The sequence below is a fragment of the Rathayibacter sp. AY1E2 genome, assembly GCF_002932325.1.
Taxonomy (GTDB): Bacteria; Actinomycetota; Actinomycetes; order Actinomycetales; family Microbacteriaceae; genus Rathayibacter.
Genome location: NZ_PSVO01000020.1, coordinates 41,390 through 58,953 on the forward strand (window position 1 = coordinate 41,390; position 17,564 = coordinate 58,953).

Consider the following 17,564-nt stretch of genomic DNA (forward strand, 5'->3'; position numbering starts at 1 on the left):
TGGTGTCGGTTTCCCGGGGACGCTACGCGCCCATCAGGAACCCGACGATCGTGAACGCGGCGGAGATGACGATCACACCCACGAGGAGCCGGCCGAGCCAGCCGCCGATTTCGCCGCCCTCGCCGCGGCGGGCGGAGACGGTCATGGTGACGCCGAGGATGATGAGGCCGACGACGGCGACGCCGAGGCCGACCCACTTGGCCCAGCCCATGACTGTGGTGAAGGCCTCGAATCCGGGGGGCATGCCGCCGGGGCCCGGGTCCGGCACGACCGCGCCGAGCGCGCCCGCGGTGGTGAGGATGTCGGTCGTTGCTGCGAGCAGTGCAGACATGGTGTGCTCCGTTTTCTGTGTTGGGTGGTGCGGGGTGATCGGCGCCGCGGTCGCGACGTCGAAAGGGTCCGGTTATCCGGTGGTGAGGGGGCCGTCGGCGTAGGCGACGTCGAAGTGCAGGTGGTTCGGGGTGTCACCGAACTGGGTGATGTGCTGATAGGTGCTCGACCGGCACTGGATCTGGCCCGCACGCGAGCCCTGCGGCACCTGCGGGTCCAGGACGTCAAGGAGCTGGAGGGCGTTGGGGTCGCAGCCGGTCGTGGCGGTGCCGGCGAAGCTGTAGAAGTCCACGGCGTTGCCGCCGCCGTTCATCCAGTGCGAGGAACCCGTGCCGGCGCCCAGGAGCGAGCCCGTGCACTGGCGGTTGAGGTCGGAGACGCCGATCTTCCCGAACGTGTTCAGGGCGATCGTGATGATCTGGAGAATGCGGACGTCGATCGCGCAGTTCTCCTTCGGGGTGCCCGCGGCCATGTCGCGGATCTGCTGCGCGTACCGGTCCTCGAGAAGGGTCAGGTTGCCTGCGTCCATCGCCGCGACGAGGTTCGCTGCGAGAGCCTGCGCATCGCCGGACACGGCGACGCATCCACCGACCGGCGCCGGGGAGGCGGGCGCAGTGCCGATCGGCGTCGACGGGGCACTCACCGGCGCCGCCGACGTCGTGGGTGCGGTCGTGCTGCTGCCGAGGCTGTTGAGGTAGGTCATGATCGCTACGGCGTCGGCGCGGTACTTCGTGTAGTGGTTCGGGTCGGCGTTGCGCTGGACCTTGTTGATCGCGATGGAGGGCTCCATCGACTGCCAGCCCTCGACGGCTACGAGGCGGTCGTAGAAGAAGCCGGCCGAGGTCGTCGGGTCCATGCGCTGCTCGACGGTGCCCCAGCTCGACTGCTGCTGGAACAGGCCGATCGAGTCAGCGACCGACCCGTCCGGGTTGATAGCACCGTCCCCGTAGTTGATGTTCACCAAGGAGGACTCCCCGATCGCCGTCTGCACGCCGAGGGTCTGCCCATCGGCGCCGAGGCCCTTCGCGGCTCCCGCGTTGACGATGAGTGCCGCGTTCACGAGCTGGTCGTGCCCGTAGGCGCCGACCTTCGCGTCCGCGGGGATCGCGGACACGTTCACCGGCCCGCCGCCAGGCAGGCACGCCGCGGCCGCGTCCTCAGCGGCGCCGAAGAACAGCAGCCACAGCAGCAGTGCGATCGCGAGAAGCGGTGCCAGGACCGCCGCGAGAACCCCCATTCCCCCCTTCGCCACCGGGCTACTCCGACGCCAGGGGGGTGATCTGCTCGACAGCCCATGGACCGGTCTCGACGGTGCGGTGGACGTACACGGAGTACTCCCCCGCATCCGTGGGAACCAGGATGCGCATCGTGAAGGCGCCGTCCCCGTCCCGGACCGATGCTGCGCCGGTGAGGGTCGTGCAGGGCACGTTGGCCGGGTCGACGGTCTCGTAGGCCACCGCGGCCTGCTGGCTGAGGAACGGGTACAGCTCAGCGATCCAGGTGTCGTAGTCCAGGGCGGGGCGGCAGAAGGCGGTAGTCGCTGCCACCGCGATCGCCACAGTGTCGCCCTCGACAGTCGGCTCCGGCTGCGGCTCCACGTCGGAGAGTTCGGCGGCGGCCGGCGGTGTGCTCTCGGCCGGCGCCGTCTCGGGTGAGGTCGGTGCCTCAGCGGAGCGCGTCTCGGGAGCTGCCGACTCGGTGGAGGGTGACGCGGCATCGGTGCTCGAGCTGGTGCAGCCGGTGGTGATGAGCGCGAACGCGACGACCAGCGCTGCCTTACTCGGCGTCCTCATGTGTGTCCCCTACGGCTCGTGCCGCAACCGGTCGTCCCGGTTGCGCGCTACGACCACTATAAGGTTTTTTTGGTTTCCTGTAACGTAAACTTAGGTAGCTTTATGAGTTTGCTTGGTTCAAGCCGACCGGGCTCCCGTGCGTGAAGGGGAAACGGCCAGTGCGCCACAATGGAACTCATGTCGTCTCCGATCCCTCCGCCGTCCAGGGAGGTGATGCACATGCGTGCCACGACCAGTGAAATCGGCAATCGCGTGCTGCACTTCCTGTCGCAGGAGACGGCGCGCCTTCACGGGGCCACGGTGTCGGAGATTCTTGAGGCGGTTCCCGAGGCCCGTAACAAGGTGACCCTCTTCGGTCACCTCAACCTCCTGGAGGAGGCTGGCGCGATCGTTGGAAGGCCAGCGCCGGGTGTTCGACACCGCAAGACCGTGACGTACAAGGTCGACTGGGACGCGATCGACCGCCTGCACGAGGTCAGTCGGGCATATCAGAAGGGCCAGATCGACCTCGCGGAGCCGCCGCGGGCTATCTGACGCACGCGGCGTTCCCTGTTCCTGCTGGGATGCGCTCAAGAAGCGCCACGCATCTGTGGGCCAGAAGTTTGCTTTCGTCCGCGACCGCCCGTAGCCCTGTCGCGAACTGGAGCTCGAAGGCATCCCCCGCGAGCCATCCTTCGACGCCGAACTGATCCCCGTCAGGAGAGGTCACCGCGACGTCCTCGAACCGTTCCGCGGCGCGAAGCCCGTAGCCGGCGGCGATGACGTCTCGGCCGAACCAGTACGTCTCCAAGGCCACCGCCCGCAGGATCGCGTCATCGGCGGCTTGCTCGATTTCCACTACCGGGTAGTGCCGCACCAGCCCTGTTCGCGCGTCCAGCTCCTCATCGGCCATGGACGGCTCGCGAGTCGCCACGCACCGCTGGCACGCGCAGTCGACGGGGTGGCTGTTGCCCAGGTGGAAGAAGTGGACAACGGCCGACCACCGTCGATCAGCGGTGCGGCCATCGTCAGTGAGTGCACGGTCCGCTCGCGATACGCCAGGAAGGGCTTCCATGGCGTTAACACTATGTCAGTGCTAGCGGTTTCGTTACTGGTGCTCGGAAATCCACCGAGCGATGGTCGAGTCGAAGACCTCCGGGTCGACGTTGTACTCCGTGTTGTGGGCGGTCGCTGCGGTCTCGACCACTTCCACGGCCGGCGCATTCAGCTTCGCGAACCGCTGGGAGACATCCATCGGCAAGGTCGTGTCGCCGGCCGAGTGGAACAGGAGGATCGGGCAGCCCAGCGCGGCGGCTCGCGGCTCGCGCACCCAGTCCAGCGCGTCGAAGTCCACCGGCTCCGGAAGACCGACGAGACGGCTCGCGAGCTTGCTGCGCAGGCCCACGAGGCCGAGGATCGCGACCTGACGAGGCAATCCCATCTCGACGGCGCCTTGCTCGATCGCCGTCTTCCAGTTCAGCGCCGGCCCGACGAGCACGAGGCCGGAGAGCAGATCCCGGCGGCTCGTGCGCTCCGCTGCGAGCAGCGCCACACCGCCACCGAGGGACCAGCCGATGAGGACGATCTTCCGCGCGCCGTGGGCGGCTGCGTAGTCGATCGCCGCGGCGACGTCGGCCCACTCGCGCTGACCGAGCATGGACGCGCTGTGAGGCACCGCGGGGCCGTCGCCGTCGCCGCGGAAGGAGACGACGAGGGACGTGTAGCCGAGCGCGGTCATCGCCGGCACGCTGCGCAGCGCGTGGATCCGCTTGGTGCGGATGCCGTGCACGTGGATCGCCCACGTGCCCTCCGGGTTCTCGTCCGGCCCGAACTGCCAGGCGGGGCAGTCACCTAGAGGCCCGGGGACCAGGACCTCCACGAAGTCAGGGTCGACCGCCTCCGGTCCGGCGAAGACGTCGCCCTCGCAGATGACGGCCTTCTCTCCGGCGAAGCTTGCGCCCCAGGTCGATTCGATGCGCCGGGTGGTCGCACCGGTCACCGGGTCGGTGTGGATCGGGCGGCTGAGTGTCGCGTGACCCGTGCGGTCGGTGCGGAAGATTCCGAGGATGCCGGGGGCGATGGTCTTGCCGTCAACGGCCAGCGTCATCGTCTTCCCGTCCTGGCGCAGGATCGGGATCTGAGGCGGATCGACGGGAAGCACGACCTGGCGAGCGGCGAAGATCGAGCCGATAGCGCCGGCCACGGCGACGCCTCCTGCTGCTGCTGCTCCAACGATCAACTTGTTCATTCGTTCCATCCCATACCTGCTGCTAGCAATTCACCGTCGATCAGTCGCTCTGCGCGACGAACGACACCGTTCTCGTTGTTGCTCAATTTCATTGCGCCGACCATCACCGCGTCGGTGACGCGCACCTGTAGCGTCATCAGTCGCACGAGCTTCTTCTCGCTCGCGGTTCCTTCTCTCACATATGAGACGGGCGGGGCGGCGATTTCTCGCTCTGCCAGCATCGTGACGAGCTTTCGGGAGCTCAGGTCGACGGCGACGTCCCTAATCGTACGCCGAGCGGGGAAGCTGCACAGGCCGGCGGTGAAGAGCAGGATCCCACCGAAGAATCCCGGGGTGAAGGCGAGATAGAGGACATTCGTCGTCGCGGCAGAGTCGGGCACGTATCGCGCTACCAGCATTCCGGCCAGTTCGCCCGCGGCTCCGGCGATGATGAGCGCGCCGCCGACAGTGAACGGCCAGTACGCGCGACGGGGGAACCTCGCGACTTTCACGATCAGTCGCACGAACAGCACCATCAGCCCGAGGAAGTAGATCCCGCTGCACAGAATCATCGGGAGCTGATCGACTTCTTCATGCGAGAACTTGGGCGAGGTGGCCGGGCGGTCGATCGCGATGAACGCGGCCACGTACGCCGCGATCCACGCCACGAGCAGGACGACCGACCAGAGGCGCACTCGGCCGACGTCGATCACGGCCTCCACGAGAAGCCACATCGCCGTGCAGGCGGCGACGAGCATCACGCAGTAGTAGACGTTCGTTCCTCCGAACAGGCTGTCTGCCTCATCGAGCGTCAGCCACGGGAAGCCGCCCAGTGCGAGCAGCCCCACCGACCCGAAGCCTGCTGCCACCCATGGGCGCGTCGGCGGACGTCGGCGGGCGAGGATGGCGATGAACCAGCCCAAGAAGTAGGCGGTGACGGCGAGGAAGGAGGCGGTGAAGAAGAAGCTCTCGATCGGACTCACTTAGCCGAACTTCCTCTCACCCGACCGGTATCGCGGGTACATGACGAGCGACACCATGAGACGCGCGAATTCTTCAGCTTCGCCTTCGCGGATCCGATGCGTCCGAGAGGAATCGTCGCCATCGAAAACAAACTGCTTAGCGTGACGTACCGCGTTCGTTGCGCTCGTCAGCCCCATGCTGTCGAGGCTAAGACCGTGAGGGAGCTCGACTTCACTCGGAGGATGCCCCAACAGGATGTGAGCCAGTTCGTGGAACACATTGAACAGCCGATAGTAGGCTTTCTTGTCGCTGCGGATGAGGATCATGTACTTGGTAGGAAGCAGCGCGGCGATTGTCTCGGTAAGAGTCAGGGCGAGATAGTTCTCCCACGACTCGTCTCCGCCCTGATACACCTCAATATCAGCACCAAGCACTTCTTGAGCGCGACGGATGATGGCTTCTTCGGTCGACAGTTCACCGGGGTAATTCTCAGTGAAAATTTCCTTGAAGGCGCGTTCGGCGGTCTGGCGAATCTGCTCAGTTACGAGCCACGGATCGTCCACAGTTCCCCCTCCCAGATACAGCCACTATTCGCGTAGCTCGCGGATCGACGCGGCGATGCCGCGGATGGCAGCAGGGGAAAGGTTTCCCCCGAGGGACCGGGCCGCCAGCGGCTCGACACCCTTGGATGCGAGCGCTCGGCGCAGCTCGAGGTCAGCTTCGATCATTGCGGTGTCCTCCGAGGTCGTCAGCTCCGTCAAGAACGCCTCAGGGACCTGGAAGTGAGTGGTGAGGCGAGTGAGCTCGCTCCGAGTCACGCCGAACCGCGCGGTGGCGCCGAGCATCTCGGACAGCCGTGCCGCCGGGATCCCCGCGACGTCATCACTCGCACTCGTGCCGGCCGGGAGGAGGACGCTCAGTCGTCGGGCGAACTCGACACCGTTCGTGAGCACGACCACCTCGTCAACGTCCGCGGTGGGCTCGCCGAACTCCTCCGCCATCGTGAAGATGGTGGCGACCTTGACTCCCAAAACCTGCGCGAAGCGCTCCAGATCGTTCGTGTCGAACATCGCGTCGCCGCGCATCCGCGCGTAGAAGTAGGTCAGCGTCATTCCCGTGCGCGTCGCGAAGTCGACGTTCGAAAGACCGGCTCTGGCCATCAAGGTCTTGATCGCTGCGTGAACGCGCATCGAATACTCGGACGCGCCGTTACCTGTTCTCGCAGCCATGCTGACCACGGTAGCCGCTCGTAGAGAGCACTGTTAGTTTCAGCAGGCCCCGACCAGTTCCGGGCACGAGAACCGGGGGTGTGGGTGAATCAGTCGCTGTCCCCCGTGGTCAACCTCGTTCGTCAGCGAGGAGGGTCCGCGCAGCTCGTCGTCCTCAGGGGCGGTGACGTCCTTCTCGACCACTCCCAGGGGTACGCACCCGATGGACTCTTCTGGTCCTGGTCAGTCAGCAAGCCCTACCTGAGCATCCTCGTGCACCAGTTGGCCGCAGACGGGCTCCTCGACATCGACGCCGCAGTCTCTTACTACTGGCCGGAGTTCGCTCGTCACGGGAAAGGATCGATCACTCTCCGCCAGGTCCTCCACCATCGTGCGGGGTTCTCGACCTCGCGCGGACTGATCGGGGACGCCCTGGCGATGACCGACTGGCGCAGCTCGATCCGTAACCTCGAGAGCGCTCGCCTCAGGACGGTGCCGGGCACCGTTCCCTCCTACCAGGTGTTCACCTACGGCTTCATCCTGGGCGAGGTGATTCAACGAGTGACCAGGCGTCCTCTCCGCGACGTCATGAACGACGTGCTGCTCACTCCGCTCGGCGCCACCAACACCATGCTGGGCGTCGCTGAACACGACCTCTCCCGATGCGTCTCCATCCGCAGCTCCGTACCTCTCGCCATGGGGGCCTTGAACAGCCGTGCCGTCCGCATGGCCGTGATCCCGAGCGCCGGAATCTCAACGACCGCTCGCGACGTCGCCAGGTTCTACGAAATGCTGCTCAACGATGGCCGGGGCCGCGATGACACGCAGGTTGTCTCACCGGAGATCCTGTCCCAGGCGACGATCGCCAGCTCCACCGAGGCCGACGTCGACGGCTTCGCCCACACGCCGATCCTCTGGGCGCATGGATTCCAGCTCGGCGGTCGCACCCCCAACCTCTACCCGCCGCTCGGATCGATAGCCGGCCCGCGAACGTTCGGACACAACGGGTCCAACGTCTGCGTCGCCTGGGCCGACCCGGACACGCAGCTCGTCGTGGCCTACCTAACCAACACGGTCGCTTCGGATGGCGCCCGCCACATGACGGCCGTCTCCAACGCAATCGCCAGCATCGCTCGCCCCGCGGCCGGCTGACAGGTGTTAACGGCTACGGTGAAGTATCGATTACGTTAGTCAGAGGTCGAGAGTGCCGCAGACCAGCGGGCAGCCTCACCCACGTTGGATGCAGGCAGAGGGGACAGCGACCACGACCATGACACTCGACACGCCGCACCACTCCCCGAATACTGCTAGCACTCACACCATGATGAGCCGCATGGGAAGAAGACGACGGAACGATGGAGCGGCGGCGGTGCAACTCAACGCCCGCGTGCTGCCCACCAACCGTGATGCCGTCTCCGAGGCTGCCGCCGCCAGCGGCGTGACCGTCTCGCTCTACGTCGACATGCTCTACAGCGAGCTGCTCGCGAAGTACGGCGCGCTCCCGCGGGTCACCGCGTCCCGATCGGAGCCGCCGATCACCACCACTTAACGCATTAGGCCCGCCGCTCACGCGACGGGCCTAGAAGCTCTCGCTTCACACCAAAGGCTTACCAGGGCGACAGGTGTGAAGCAGTTGATCAGGACCGGTTTCTCAGGCCGGGCCTCATCCATCCCCCCCGAGGGAGGAGAAGTGACCTCATCGTAAGCCACATTGCTGTGTCTGCGCACGCCCAAAATGCCGAAGTTGACTCCTTCTCGGCGCCCTGGGCACTGACGCGCCGACTGAGCCCCCGTGCCGCGGTGCGCACGATGCGCCCGGATGCCTACGGGCGCCTGGACGAGAACGCCTATCCGGCCGCGTTCCCCGTCTCCCCCGTCGCGCCGGCCGCCCCGTGGGCGATCTACCTCACCGACGACGCCGGAGCGTTCCGGCTGCTGTGCTTCGACTTCGACGGCAAGGACTCCCGCGGCGTCGACGCCGACCTCATGGAGCAGGCCGCGGACGACTGCGACGCGCTTTCCGCCGTCCTCGACGCGCACCAGGTCGCTCACGTCGTCTGCCAGTCCTCCGGCACCGGAGGTCGCCACCTGTGGGTCGCTCTCGCGGAAGCCGCCCCAGCCGAGCAGGTGGCCCGATTGGCGATCGCCGCTCGAGCAAACTTCCGCACCCTCGACCACGGGATGCTCCGCAACCCGCGCACCGGCGCCGCCCGGCCGCCGCTCTCCCCGCACCGCGACGGCAGCTTCTCGAGGGTCCTCCGCGGCCGCGCAGAGGAGCTGCTGGACACGAACGTCACCGCGGCCGCCATCGATGCCGTCACGGTCGCGCTGGAAGCGTCCCGTCCGCCGCAGCGCGTCGACGCCACTCCCCCAGTACCCACCGCCACCGCACACCACACGCACCGGACGCTGAGCGCTGCCGGCGCCGCCCACATGGCCACGGCCGGCGGCGGCGCGAATCCATCGTGGACCGCGTTCATGTGCCTGCTCTCCGCTGCTCACGCCGGCTGGTCCCTGACCGACGTCGAGCACGCCGCCCGAAGCGCGCCCGGGATGGAGCACTACCGGACCAAGAACACCGGCCGCGGCCACCGCCGGCCCCGCGCCCGCGACGAGGCCGCGGAGCGACTGGCGCGGCAGTGGGAGAAGGCCCGCCAGTACGCGGCGCTGCACGCCGTTCTCCCGCCCGAGCGCGAAATGAGCGACCTGGCGGAGCTGGGCAGCATCGTCGGCGCCGTCAGCGGCCTCCTCGACCGGTTCCGGGTGAGCCCGGGCCGGTGGGGCAGGACCGAGCGAGCGACGTCGGAGAAGACGATCCTCACCGCCCTGGCCTACCTCACCCTGCACACCGGCAAGCGCACCGTCGCCGCGTCCATCCGCGACCTGGCCCTCCTGGCGGGCCTGGGACGCACCACGGCCGCCAGCGCCCTGCGGAGCCTGCGCGAGGACGGCTACGTGCAGCTCGTCGTCCGCGCTGACGGATCGAACGCCAGCGAATGGCGACTGTCCGAGCACTTTTCCACAGGCTCACTGCAAGGTCCGGTCACAACCACTAATAACCCCCGCCCCCCCGGGCCGCTTTTCACTGAACGAACCATGCTGCTCACCACGCTCGAGGCGGACCTCACGGACACTCGGCACGACCTCTTCACCCGCGCCGGCCTCGGACACCTGGCAGGGAAGGCGTACGCGCTGCTGCGCCGAGAAGGAACCCTCGCCGTCGACGCCGCCGCCACACTGCTGGGAGTGACCACCCGCACCGCCGCCACAGCCCTCTCCCGCCTGCGCACCCACCGCCTGATCGTCAAGCACACCAACGGCTGGACCCAGGCCAAGCGCGACCTCCGAACCGCCGCCGCTCGCGCGATCGGTGTCGACGGAGTCTTGACGGATCGAGCGCACCGCTACGACGTCGAGCGCGAAGTCTGGGCCTGGTGGCAAGCCGAGCTCGCTCACCGGTCCTCCTCCCCCAGGCAACGACCGCGACGCCGACACGTGTCGAGCCGACCCCTGTTCGAGGACAGCACCGCTGGCGAGCGCGTCTGGCCGCTCTACCCCCGCGACGCCGCCGGCCGCGGCGATCACCGCGAGGCGCTGCACTGGGGACGCACCGGCATGCTCGCCCCCGGCTCGCTCTGGTGGTCCTCGACCGCCGCATGACGTCGACCGCACGCGCGTTCGAACATATGTTCTACTGGCGGCGTGGGAACGAACCGACGCTACGAGCGCCATGTCGGCGCCCAGATCGATCGACGCATCGAAGAGACGGCCGGCCGCGGCCACCCCATCGGCCTGACCGACGACGAGCTAGACAAGACCCGGCAGCGGCCCACCTGGGCCGCCACTCCCCTGCCCGTCTGGGCTTGGGTCCGCTACCCCGGCAACCCCGTTCGCGTCGAGGGTTACGCCATCGCCTGGACCGCCCGAGCCGTCATGGTCGAGTGGCAGGACCGCGACGCCAGCCGCCGACTGTGGGTCTGGGCGTCCGCCGTCGAGCGACGGCCCCAGTAACCGCACATCCCCCAAGTCAGTACGTCAGCATGTTTACATGTCAGCATGCAGACTGGTAGTCTTGTCAACATGATTACAGCGGTAGTGAACCTGAAAGGCGGGTCGGGCAAGACCTCGACCGTCATCCATCTCGCAGCAGCGCTTCGCGAAACCGGGGAGAGCGTGCTCATTGTCGACGGCGACCCGCAGGGCAGCGCGCTCGACTGGGCCAACACCCTCGGTTGGGACGCGACCGGGCTGCCTCGCAACACGATCCACAAGCAGCCCTGGTTGAGCAGCAGCCACCAGAACGTGCTCATCGACACTCCCCCGGGCGATCTGGGTATCACGACGTCAGCAGCTCGAGCCGCTGACCTGATCCTGATCCCGATCCAACCCACCAGCGGCGACTTCTCCCAGTACGCGGAGACGGTCAACCTCATCGAGCAGGTTCAAGCTCTCACGGACGCGCCGGCCTTCACCCTCCTCACCCGAGTGGTCAAGCGCACGGTCGCCGCTGGGCAGATCCGCGACGCGCTCGAACCGTTCGGCGTCCCCGTCCTGACGAGCGAGATCCCGCAGGCGCAGGCTCTCGCGATGGCGTACGGCCTGCCGATCACCGATCCTGGCCAGTACCGAAACGTGCTCGCGGAGTTGAAGGGAATCGTCAAGTGAGCGAGAACCGCTTTGCGGCCGCGGGCCGCGCAGCTCGACCGAAGAGAGCCCAGGTGGGCGAAGGCACCTTCGTGCCGCCGACCCAGCTCGCCGTGTTCTCCGTTCGACTCCCCCAGGAGTCGATCCGAGCGGTGAAGATCCTGGCGGCCGAGCAGGGCGTCCCCGTACAGGTGCTCGCTGCGGAAGCCTTTCAACTCCTCCTCGCCCAGTACGAGGGACGCAAAGCTGATGACAAGTAAGCATGTAATCAAGTCAACTTCCCTACATGCATACCGGGCCGTCCGGCCCTCCCAGGCCGTCACTCGCCATCCGCGGTGACCCCGTGATTGGGAGCAGCCGGCAGACGCGGGATCGGATGACCCACGAGCTACTGCGCGTCGGCGCCGCTATCTTCCGGGGGACCTGCGCGGTGGCGGCGGCGCTGTTCGAACCCACGGCTCGGCAACTCTGGTGACGGAGGTTCGAGTCCCCACAGCACGTGCTGACTTGTAGGCATGTTTACAAGTCAGCATGTCGCGGTCGACGGTGGGGGAGGGTCGGCGTTGCCGCCCCGTGAGGGATAACCCCTCACGCTCCCCGGTATCCCGTTCCGGGGCGCGAGCTGCACTCGCGCAGCAGCGACGGAGCGCCGCCCAGAGGTTCGGCCGGCTGTGCCGGCCGCTGATGTTCGCCCGTTGGGCTCACGTTTCTTTGCCGTGAAGCCTTCGGCGGCTCCCTCCGCTTCGCTGCGGTCGTAGCTACCTACGGGCTCCGTTCAAGTGGCTGCGCCACCGGCTCCTCCGAGACTTTCGGCACGCGGTCGCTGCGCTCCCTCACATCGCGCCGAAACTCTCTCCACCGCCGCCCTCCGGGTTGCACTGCGCCCTCCGGTTGCTAAGGCGGAGAACCGCCTTCCTTACCGTTATTTCCGTGGATGCGGGGCAGTTGTAGGCTCCGGAACGCGCCAGGGGTCCTGGGTATGGCTGACCGCCTTCAGCCGCCTGATGGCATGCCGTGATTGGCCGCCCGGGACCCCGCAACGGCAGGACCGCTCATTGAGAAACGCGACCAGATCGCCCCGTAAGGACATGCCGGCACGGTCGTTCACGGCGCACCGCACCCCTCAACGGAAGGACCCTGCGTGCCCCAACTCTGGGCCGGTATCGACGCCGGCAAGACCGAACACCACTGCGTCGTCATCGACGGCAACGGAACCAAGCTGCTCTCGCAGCGCTTCAAGAACCGAGAGTCAGCGATCCTGACCCTGATGGGCGACGTCGCCTCCTTGCCGGGTGGCACCGACGTCGCGTGGGCGACGGACCTCAACCACGGCGGAACGGGGCTGCTGCAGACGCTGCTCAGCTCCCACGCGCAGCCGCTGTTCTACATCTCGGGCCGGGTCGTTCATCACGCCTCGGGCGCCTACCGAGGCGAGGCAAAGACGGACGCGAAGGACGCGGTCATCATCGCCGACCAGGCCCGGACCCGACGAGACGTGACGCTGATGCGGCAGGCCGACGACGTCACCGCGGAGCTGCGCCTGCTCTCAGCCCGGCGCGAGGACCTGGTGCACGACCGCACCCGCGCCGTAAATCGGCTACGCGCCATCCTGGTCCACTACTTCCCGTCACTCGAGGGAGCGTTCAACTACGCGACGACCAGGGGACCTCTGGTGCTGCTCACCCGGTACGCGACGCCGTCCGCGATCAGGCGGACGGGGGAGAGCCGTCTGGCGTCGTGGTTGAAGGGGCAGGGCTGTTGGAAGTCCGCGGCCGTCGCTAAGACGGCGGTGGAAGCCGCGCGCGAGCAGACCTCGGTCGTCGCGGGGGAGGATGCCGCGGCCCGGCTGGTGAGCCGGTCCGCCCGCGATCTGCTCCGCATCCGCGACGAACTCGCCGAGCTCGAGGCCGAGATCGACGCCGTTCTACAGGACAGCAGTTCTGCGGATCTGCTCGTGTCGCTCCCCGGATTCGGGCGCAGGCTCGCCGCGGACTTCCTCGCCGCAACCGGTACTGACCTCGCCGCATTCGAGACGCCCGACCGGCTGGCCAGCTTCGCGGGCCTCGCTCCCGTGCCGCGCGACTCCGGGAAGATCTCCGGCAACCACCACCGGCCACGGCGCTACGACCGGCGGCTGTTGAACGCCTGCTTCCAAGCGGCGTTCATCGCGTCGAGGAACTGCCCGGTCTCTCGCTCGTTTTACGAGCGAAAACGTGGCGAGGGCAAGTCGCACAAGCAGGCACTGATCGCACTCGCCCGACGCCGCATCAACGTCATCTGGGCAATTTTCCGCGACCAGACCAGCTATCACCCCACAGGCGCAGAGCCCGCCGCGTTCGCGTCAGGGACGATCGCAGATGGGTCGGCGGCTCGTGGTCTCGGTGCTGGCGGGAATCCGTGGGAGGGCATCGGCAACCGTCACTCGTGGTGAACCACCTCGCTGCGGGGTAATCCTGGTCAGGGATTCTGCGCGCGATCGACGCGCGCGACAATCGCGCGCAGTGCTTCGACTTCGATGCTGAGGGCGGCGGTGCCCTGAGGAGTGAGAGCGACCCAGTTCTTGGCTCGGCGGCCGTCGTAGCCCCGTCGTGTGGTGATGTGACCGGCCCTGAGTAGGACTTCGAGGTGTCGTCCAAGGTTGCCGTCGGTGAGGTCGAGGGTGGTGCGCAGGAACCGGAAGTCGGCTTCGCCGGCCTCGTGAAGGATGGTCAAAATCGCAAGACGCGTTCGTTGGTGGACGGCATCGTCCAAGGACGCGAACTCGTCGTCGGTCGACTCCTCAGCGCCTGGTGCCACGGGCACGTCCCGTCTCCTGCCGGAAAGCAGTAATACCCAGAACGACGAGGGTGATGCCGGCGATCGTGAGAACGACGCCATCGATTGACAAAGGCGTGGAACCGTAGGAAGCACCCAGGATCAACCCGCTCTCGGGGGCAGCGTCCTGCAAGAAGCTGTTGAAGAGGAAGGGGGAAACTACTGCCACCCCGAGGCCAGCAAGCCACTGGCTGCGATTTTCGAGTCGCCAACCGATCGCGAACAGGAGCACCCCGACAAGAAACGCCGGACCGACGAACTCAACAAGAAAGGCCGGACCGGCGAACATCGTGGGCAGAAACGTCAAGATCGAGATTGCGGCGATGACGGCCGCGATCGGCCCCATGCGCTCGCGCCCCATTCCCACACCTGCGTGAGCAGCAGTAGCCCTCAGCACGATCCAGAGAGCGATGCTCGTGAAGGCAGGAATCAGGAAGCCGACGGTGAACAGCGTCGAACCGGCCAGGGGCAGCAGTCCGGCTGTTACCACTCCGACGCCGGAGACGATCAGCGGAAGTGATGACACGTGCCGCGCGTCTCGGACCCGTTCTTCTAAGGGCGTGCGAGTCAGCGACATGATGCTCCGATCACTCTGTGGTGTAGAGCAACTGTACTCTGCCTTGCAGAGCGGTCGCTAGGACGTCCAGCGTCGGGACCGTTTCGAGCGGCCGCAATTCCGCGCATCAGATCGCGAACAAGCGGACGCCGACCTCAGGCCGGCGCGGTGTCGTGCGCTGCGCGAATTTTTGCCTGGAAGCCTTCGGCAGCGTACGGGCCTCCGGCGTCCACGCAAGCCGCTGCGCGGCCGGCTCCTCCGAGGTTCTCGGCACGCGGTCGCTGCGCTCCCTCCCATCGCGCCGACAACCTCTCCTCCGCCGCCCTCCGGGTTGCGCTCCCACCTCCGACCCTGCTCGGCACTACGTGCCTTCCAGGCAAAAAAACGCTGGGAGAGAAGGAAGAACGATCCGGCCAGACCACCCCCGCTGGCTTGACAAATCTGATTGAGAATCACGGCAAAAAAACGAGGGGGAGGGGCAGGGCAGGACCACCGCCCGGGACCCGACGACGAGAGGACTTCACCATGACCGACACCGCCACCACCGAACCGCAGACACCGACCCTCCCGGAGGCGGTGGCCGAGTTCGTGTCCGTGTTCTCCCACGGGGACACCGCCGACGATCTGGCCGTCCGGATGAGCTGCTGCGAGGTCGACGCGTTGGCCGGACTCCTGCGAGCATTCGGACGAGACGAGGCCGCCGACCTGTGGATCGCGGAGCACGCGACCGACGACGACGAGGGCGACGCGCACACCCCGGAAGGAGCGAAGCGATGACCGAGCAGCCGAAGGCCGACGCCGTGACAATCTATCTCGCGGCTGCGGCCGCCTACGACGAGGCGGTGACCGCGTTCCTCACCGCGGGCGCTACCTACACCGCGGCCCTCGCGAATTTCCGCGTGGCGATGACCGTCTCGCCCACTCTCTCCTGCGAGAAGGTCAACGTGATCGCGCAGATGCTCGACAAGGCCGGTGACCGCGACGCGGCCGGGTGGTGGATCCACGCGCACTGCGCCGAGGAGAAGCGCGAGGAGTTCGAAGCGCACATGGAGTTCTATCTGGAAGATTCCTCATGGCTCTGACCGTCTACTCGAAGCCCTCGTGCGTGCAGTGCACCGCGACCTACCGAGCCCTCGACGCGAAGGGCATCGAGTACACGACTGTCGACGTCACGACGAACCCCGCAGCGCTCGCCTACGTCACGGAGGAGCTGGGCTACTCCGCCGCCCCGGTGGTCGTCGCGAGCGACGAGGACCACTGGTCGGGCTTCCGCCCGGACCTCATCGAGAAGCACGCAGCGTGACCGGCCCGAACGTCGAGAGCGACGAGTACCGGGCAGGGTATCTCGCCGGGCGCGCGGACCGGCAGGGCGAGGTCGACTGGGCGGAGAACGAGGCCGATCGGTACTACCGCCTCGCCTACGGCGACGAGCGGCGTCTCCCGGCCTACGCCGTGACGCGCGCCGAGCTCGAACAGCGCAGGGCGCTGTCCGAGCCGTCCGTCGAGGTCACCCGACGCGACGCTCTCACGTCCTGGGGTATCGAGACCGAAGCACCAGAGCAGAACACCCCAAGCGCATCCCCGTCGACGTCGACGGGACGACCCACGAACCGAACGAGCAGGAGACGACAGATGAGCACCAGGACGATCACCGGCAACCTCGCCGCCGACCCCGAGGCCGTGCAGGCGGGCCGCGTCCAGATCGTGAAGCTGCGCGTCATCGAGAACACCGGCGAATACCGCGCGGGGGAGTGGACCCCGCACGACGCCCCGACCACGCACTACGTGGAAGCGAAGTTCGAACTCGGCGAGCACGTCCTCGCCTCCCTCCACAAGGGAGACGCCGTGATCGTCGTCGGCTACGAGCGCACCGTCGCCTGGGGCGAAGGAGAGAACCGCCGCACCGGCCGCGTCCTCGAAGCCGACGCCATCGGCCCCAACCTCACCCGCGCGACCGCCGTCGTCACCACAACCGCCCAACGCGCACCCCGCCGCAGCGCCGCGGAGTAGAGCGCCCGCTCAGTTCTTGACGCGGAGCACGTAGAGGATGACGTGATCCTCCGGGATCGCTGCGCGCACTTCCACGATCGCCGCGGCGCTCGTCGCCGCGCTACTGCGCACCACCGTTGATGCCGATTCCGCGCGCGTCCGGTGTGCCAGCTCCCACATGCCTCCATCGTCCCATCCGGCGCCGACAGCGGCTCTCAGCTCTCGGCGGGGGAGGGCCGGCGGTGCCGTCCCGTGAGGGGCCGGCCCCTCACCCTCCCCGGTGTTCCGCTCGAGGCGCGGGGTGCGCTTCGCGCACATCGCCTGCGGCGACCGGGAGCCGCTGCGCGGCACTGCTTCGAGGTTTTTTGTTCCTCTCCGCGGTACAAACCTATTTCGCTCCGTCGTCTCCGTGCAACCTATTCCGGGCGCGGTCGCAGGCTCCCTTATCTCGCCCGGAATAGGCGTCACTGCGACGCCTCCACTCAAACGGTTCTTCCCGCCGGAGAGGCACAAAAAAACGATCAGACAAGGGAGCGCCACATCATGCAGTCCACGCCGATGACTGTCGATACCGAACTCGACGCCACCACCACGCAGGAGACGCCGGGGAGCCGCGCGGAGGCGCTGCTCGCCACGATCGAGGAGCTGCACCAGCAGGTGTGGGCAGCGGCCCCCGAGCTGCTGATCGAGACGGTGACCGACGACGGCGAGACGTACGAAGCGCTCCGGTGCCCCGTCTGCCAGACGCTCGTGACCGACTCCGGGGAACTCCGCGCGGTGGACGTCTCGACCCGGTGGAACAGCGCGGAGCCGGACGTGGAGAACCGCCAGATGGACGTCACCGCGGGGGATCACGACTACGGCAGCACGCTCTACTACCTCCACTGGACCGGCGAGGCGCACGCTGTAGTCCCGCCCTCCGGTTGGTCCGAGGACTGGTGCCTGTGACCCACACCGGCCGCGCGTGCTGACTTGTAGGCATGTTTACAAGTCAGCATGTCGCGGTCGGGAGGTGGGGGAGGGCCGGCGGTGCCGACCCGTGAGGGGCCGGCCCCTCACCC

Annotated in this window: 24 protein-coding genes; 13 read left to right on the forward strand and 11 right to left on the reverse strand. The window is 67.3% G+C overall.

Features of this window, described 5'->3' with window-relative positions:
• Positions 1–22: 22 nt before the first annotated feature.
• From C5C49_RS13380 to C5C49_RS13390, 3 genes are all read right to left on the reverse strand, one after another.
• On the reverse strand, positions 23–331 hold the full coding sequence (locus C5C49_RS13380; protein ID WP_104224227.1) for a hypothetical protein: 309 nt from the start codon (positions 329–331) through the stop codon (positions 23–25).
• 72 nt (positions 332–403) lie between these two features.
• On the reverse strand, positions 404–1,567 hold the full coding sequence (locus C5C49_RS13385; RefSeq protein ID WP_104227109.1) for a hypothetical protein: 1,164 nt from the start codon (positions 1,565–1,567) through the stop codon (positions 404–406).
• A gap of 19 nt (positions 1,568–1,586) precedes the next feature.
• The gene (locus tag C5C49_RS13390; RefSeq protein WP_104227110.1) at positions 1,587–2,123 is read right to left on the reverse strand and encodes a hypothetical protein; all 537 of its coding nucleotides are present in this window, start codon (positions 2,121–2,123) and stop codon (positions 1,587–1,589) included.
• Between the two features lie 219 nt (positions 2,124–2,342).
• Here C5C49_RS13390 and C5C49_RS13395 point away from each other — a divergent pair, with 219 nt between their 5' ends.
• Positions 2,343–2,657 carry a hypothetical protein gene (locus C5C49_RS13395; RefSeq protein ID WP_146078849.1) on the forward strand — a complete coding sequence of 105 codons (315 nt, stop codon included), beginning with the start codon at positions 2,343–2,345 and terminating at the stop codon, positions 2,655–2,657.
• On the opposite strand, the gene C5C49_RS13400 is transcribed toward C5C49_RS13395, so the two are convergent.
• From C5C49_RS13400 to C5C49_RS13420, 5 genes are all read right to left on the reverse strand, one after another.
• The gene (locus C5C49_RS13400; protein WP_104227112.1) at positions 2,650–3,015 is read right to left on the reverse strand and encodes a hypothetical protein; all 366 of its coding nucleotides are present in this window, start codon (positions 3,013–3,015) and stop codon (positions 2,650–2,652) included. The genes C5C49_RS13395 and C5C49_RS13400 overlap by 8 nt on opposite strands.
• A gap of 195 nt (positions 3,016–3,210) precedes the next feature.
• Complete coding sequence (locus C5C49_RS13405; protein ID WP_181072913.1) at positions 3,211–4,350, reverse strand: S9 family peptidase; 1,140 nt, start codon at positions 4,348–4,350, stop codon at positions 3,211–3,213.
• Positions 4,347–5,312, reverse strand: a complete 966-nt coding sequence (locus C5C49_RS13410; RefSeq protein ID WP_104227113.1) for a hypothetical protein — start codon at positions 5,310–5,312, stop codon at positions 4,347–4,349. The genes C5C49_RS13405 and C5C49_RS13410 overlap by 4 nt, the downstream gene beginning before the upstream one ends.
• Positions 5,313–5,855, reverse strand: coding sequence for an ImmA/IrrE family metallo-endopeptidase (locus tag C5C49_RS13415; protein WP_104224220.1), 543 nt, complete (start codon positions 5,853–5,855; stop codon positions 5,313–5,315). It lies immediately after the preceding gene.
• 24 nt (positions 5,856–5,879) lie between these two features.
• Positions 5,880–6,521, reverse strand: a complete 642-nt coding sequence (locus C5C49_RS13420; RefSeq protein ID WP_146078848.1) for a helix-turn-helix domain-containing protein — start codon at positions 6,519–6,521, stop codon at positions 5,880–5,882.
• Between the two features lie 84 nt (positions 6,522–6,605).
• On the opposite strand from C5C49_RS13420, the gene C5C49_RS13425 reads away from it, so the two are divergent.
• From C5C49_RS13425 to C5C49_RS13455, 7 genes are all read left to right on the forward strand, one after another.
• Positions 6,606–7,652: a serine hydrolase gene (locus C5C49_RS13425; RefSeq protein WP_181072912.1), complete on the forward strand. Its 1,047-nt coding sequence runs from the start codon at positions 6,606–6,608 to the stop codon at positions 7,650–7,652.
• A 217-nt stretch (positions 7,653–7,869) separates the two neighbouring features.
• Complete coding sequence (locus C5C49_RS13430; RefSeq protein WP_104224217.1) at positions 7,870–8,049, forward strand: hypothetical protein; 180 nt, start codon at positions 7,870–7,872, stop codon at positions 8,047–8,049.
• A gap of 260 nt (positions 8,050–8,309) precedes the next feature.
• A complete protein-coding gene (locus C5C49_RS13435) occupies positions 8,310–10,160 on the forward strand; it encodes a hypothetical protein (protein WP_181134912.1) in 1,851 nt (616 codons plus the stop codon).
• A 42-nt stretch (positions 10,161–10,202) separates the two neighbouring features.
• A complete protein-coding gene (locus C5C49_RS13440) occupies positions 10,203–10,511 on the forward strand; it encodes a hypothetical protein (protein ID WP_104227116.1) in 309 nt (102 codons plus the stop codon).
• A gap of 69 nt (positions 10,512–10,580) precedes the next feature.
• Positions 10,581–11,165: an AAA family ATPase gene (locus tag C5C49_RS13445; RefSeq protein ID WP_181072910.1), complete on the forward strand. Its 585-nt coding sequence runs from the start codon at positions 10,581–10,583 to the stop codon at positions 11,163–11,165.
• The gene (locus C5C49_RS13450; RefSeq protein WP_146078847.1) at positions 11,162–11,404 is read left to right on the forward strand and encodes a ribbon-helix-helix domain-containing protein; all 243 of its coding nucleotides are present in this window, start codon (positions 11,162–11,164) and stop codon (positions 11,402–11,404) included. Before C5C49_RS13445 ends, C5C49_RS13450 begins: the two co-directional genes overlap by 4 nt.
• 881 nt (positions 11,405–12,285) lie before the next feature.
• Positions 12,286–13,575, forward strand: a complete 1,290-nt coding sequence (locus C5C49_RS13455; protein WP_258059506.1) for an IS110 family transposase — start codon at positions 12,286–12,288, stop codon at positions 13,573–13,575.
• 26 nt (positions 13,576–13,601) lie between these two features.
• Here C5C49_RS13455 and C5C49_RS13460 read toward each other — a convergent pair whose 3' ends face one another.
• A complete protein-coding gene (locus C5C49_RS13460) occupies positions 13,602–13,946 on the reverse strand; it encodes a transcriptional regulator (protein ID WP_258059507.1) in 345 nt (114 codons plus the stop codon).
• Complete coding sequence (locus tag C5C49_RS16775) at positions 13,924–14,535, reverse strand: hypothetical protein (RefSeq protein WP_146078846.1); 612 nt, start codon at positions 14,533–14,535, stop codon at positions 13,924–13,926. The genes C5C49_RS13460 and C5C49_RS16775 overlap by 23 nt, the downstream gene beginning before the upstream one ends.
• Before the next feature lie 504 nt (positions 14,536–15,039).
• On the opposite strand from C5C49_RS16775, the gene C5C49_RS13465 reads away from it, so the two are divergent.
• The 4 genes from C5C49_RS13465 to C5C49_RS16780 all read left to right on the forward strand — a co-directional run bounded on the left by C5C49_RS13465 (position 15,040) and on the right by C5C49_RS16780 (position 16,524).
• Complete coding sequence (locus tag C5C49_RS13465; protein ID WP_104224211.1) at positions 15,040–15,291, forward strand: hypothetical protein; 252 nt, start codon at positions 15,040–15,042, stop codon at positions 15,289–15,291.
• Positions 15,288–15,596, forward strand: coding sequence for a hypothetical protein (locus C5C49_RS13470; protein ID WP_104224210.1), 309 nt, complete (start codon positions 15,288–15,290; stop codon positions 15,594–15,596). Before C5C49_RS13465 ends, C5C49_RS13470 begins: the two co-directional genes overlap by 4 nt.
• Positions 15,587–15,817 carry a glutaredoxin-like protein NrdH gene (nrdH, locus tag C5C49_RS13475; protein WP_104224209.1) on the forward strand — a complete coding sequence of 77 codons (231 nt, stop codon included), beginning with the start codon at positions 15,587–15,589 and terminating at the stop codon, positions 15,815–15,817. Before C5C49_RS13470 ends, nrdH begins: the two co-directional genes overlap by 10 nt.
• A gap of 329 nt (positions 15,818–16,146) precedes the next feature.
• Complete coding sequence (locus C5C49_RS16780) at positions 16,147–16,524, forward strand: single-stranded DNA-binding protein (protein ID WP_146084887.1); 378 nt, start codon at positions 16,147–16,149, stop codon at positions 16,522–16,524.
• A gap of 9 nt (positions 16,525–16,533) precedes the next feature.
• On the opposite strand, the gene C5C49_RS17105 is transcribed toward C5C49_RS16780, so the two are convergent.
• The gene (locus tag C5C49_RS17105; protein ID WP_181072908.1) at positions 16,534–16,683 is read right to left on the reverse strand and encodes a hypothetical protein; all 150 of its coding nucleotides are present in this window, start codon (positions 16,681–16,683) and stop codon (positions 16,534–16,536) included.
• A gap of 378 nt (positions 16,684–17,061) precedes the next feature.
• Here C5C49_RS17105 and C5C49_RS13485 point away from each other — a divergent pair, with 378 nt between their 5' ends.
• Complete coding sequence (locus C5C49_RS13485; RefSeq protein WP_146078845.1) at positions 17,062–17,451, forward strand: hypothetical protein; 390 nt, start codon at positions 17,062–17,064, stop codon at positions 17,449–17,451.
• Positions 17,452–17,564: the final 113 nt, after the last annotated feature.

Coding starts and splice junctions, on each gene's coding strand:
- C5C49_RS13380 (WP_104224227.1), bottom strand. CDS start 331: ATGTCTGCACTGCTCGCAGCAACGACCGACATCCTCACCACCGCGGGC.
- C5C49_RS13385 (WP_104227109.1), bottom strand. CDS start 1,567: ATGGGGGTTCTCGCGGCGGTCCTGGCACCGCTTCTCGCGATCGCACTG.
- C5C49_RS13390 (WP_104227110.1), bottom strand. CDS start 2,123: ATGAGGACGCCGAGTAAGGCAGCGCTGGTCGTCGCGTTCGCGCTCATC.
- C5C49_RS13395 (WP_146078849.1), top strand. CDS start 2,343: ATGCGTGCCACGACCAGTGAAATCGGCAATCGCGTGCTGCACTTCCTG.
- C5C49_RS13400 (WP_104227112.1), bottom strand. CDS start 3,015: ATGGCCGATGAGGAGCTGGACGCGCGAACAGGGCTGGTGCGGCACTAC.
- C5C49_RS13405 (WP_181072913.1), bottom strand. CDS start 4,350: ATGAACAAGTTGATCGTTGGAGCAGCAGCAGCAGGAGGCGTCGCCGTG.
- C5C49_RS13420 (WP_146078848.1), bottom strand. CDS start 6,521: ATGGCTGCGAGAACAGGTAACGGCGCGTCCGAGTATTCGATGCGCGTT.
- C5C49_RS13435 (WP_181134912.1), top strand. CDS start 8,310: ATGCGCCCGGATGCCTACGGGCGCCTGGACGAGAACGCCTATCCGGCC.
- C5C49_RS13445 (WP_181072910.1), top strand. CDS start 10,581: ATGATTACAGCGGTAGTGAACCTGAAAGGCGGGTCGGGCAAGACCTCG.
- C5C49_RS16775 (WP_146078846.1), bottom strand. CDS start 14,535: ATGTCGCTGACTCGCACGCCCTTAGAAGAACGGGTCCGAGACGCGCGG.
- C5C49_RS13465 (WP_104224211.1), top strand. CDS start 15,040: ATGACCGACACCGCCACCACCGAACCGCAGACACCGACCCTCCCGGAG.
- C5C49_RS13470 (WP_104224210.1), top strand. CDS start 15,288: ATGACCGAGCAGCCGAAGGCCGACGCCGTGACAATCTATCTCGCGGCT.
- nrdH (WP_104224209.1), top strand. CDS start 15,587: ATGGCTCTGACCGTCTACTCGAAGCCCTCGTGCGTGCAGTGCACCGCG.
- C5C49_RS16780 (WP_146084887.1), top strand. CDS start 16,147: ATGAGCACCAGGACGATCACCGGCAACCTCGCCGCCGACCCCGAGGCC.
- C5C49_RS17105 (WP_181072908.1), bottom strand. CDS start 16,683: ATGTGGGAGCTGGCACACCGGACGCGCGCGGAATCGGCATCAACGGTG.
- C5C49_RS13485 (WP_146078845.1), top strand. CDS start 17,062: ATGACTGTCGATACCGAACTCGACGCCACCACCACGCAGGAGACGCCG.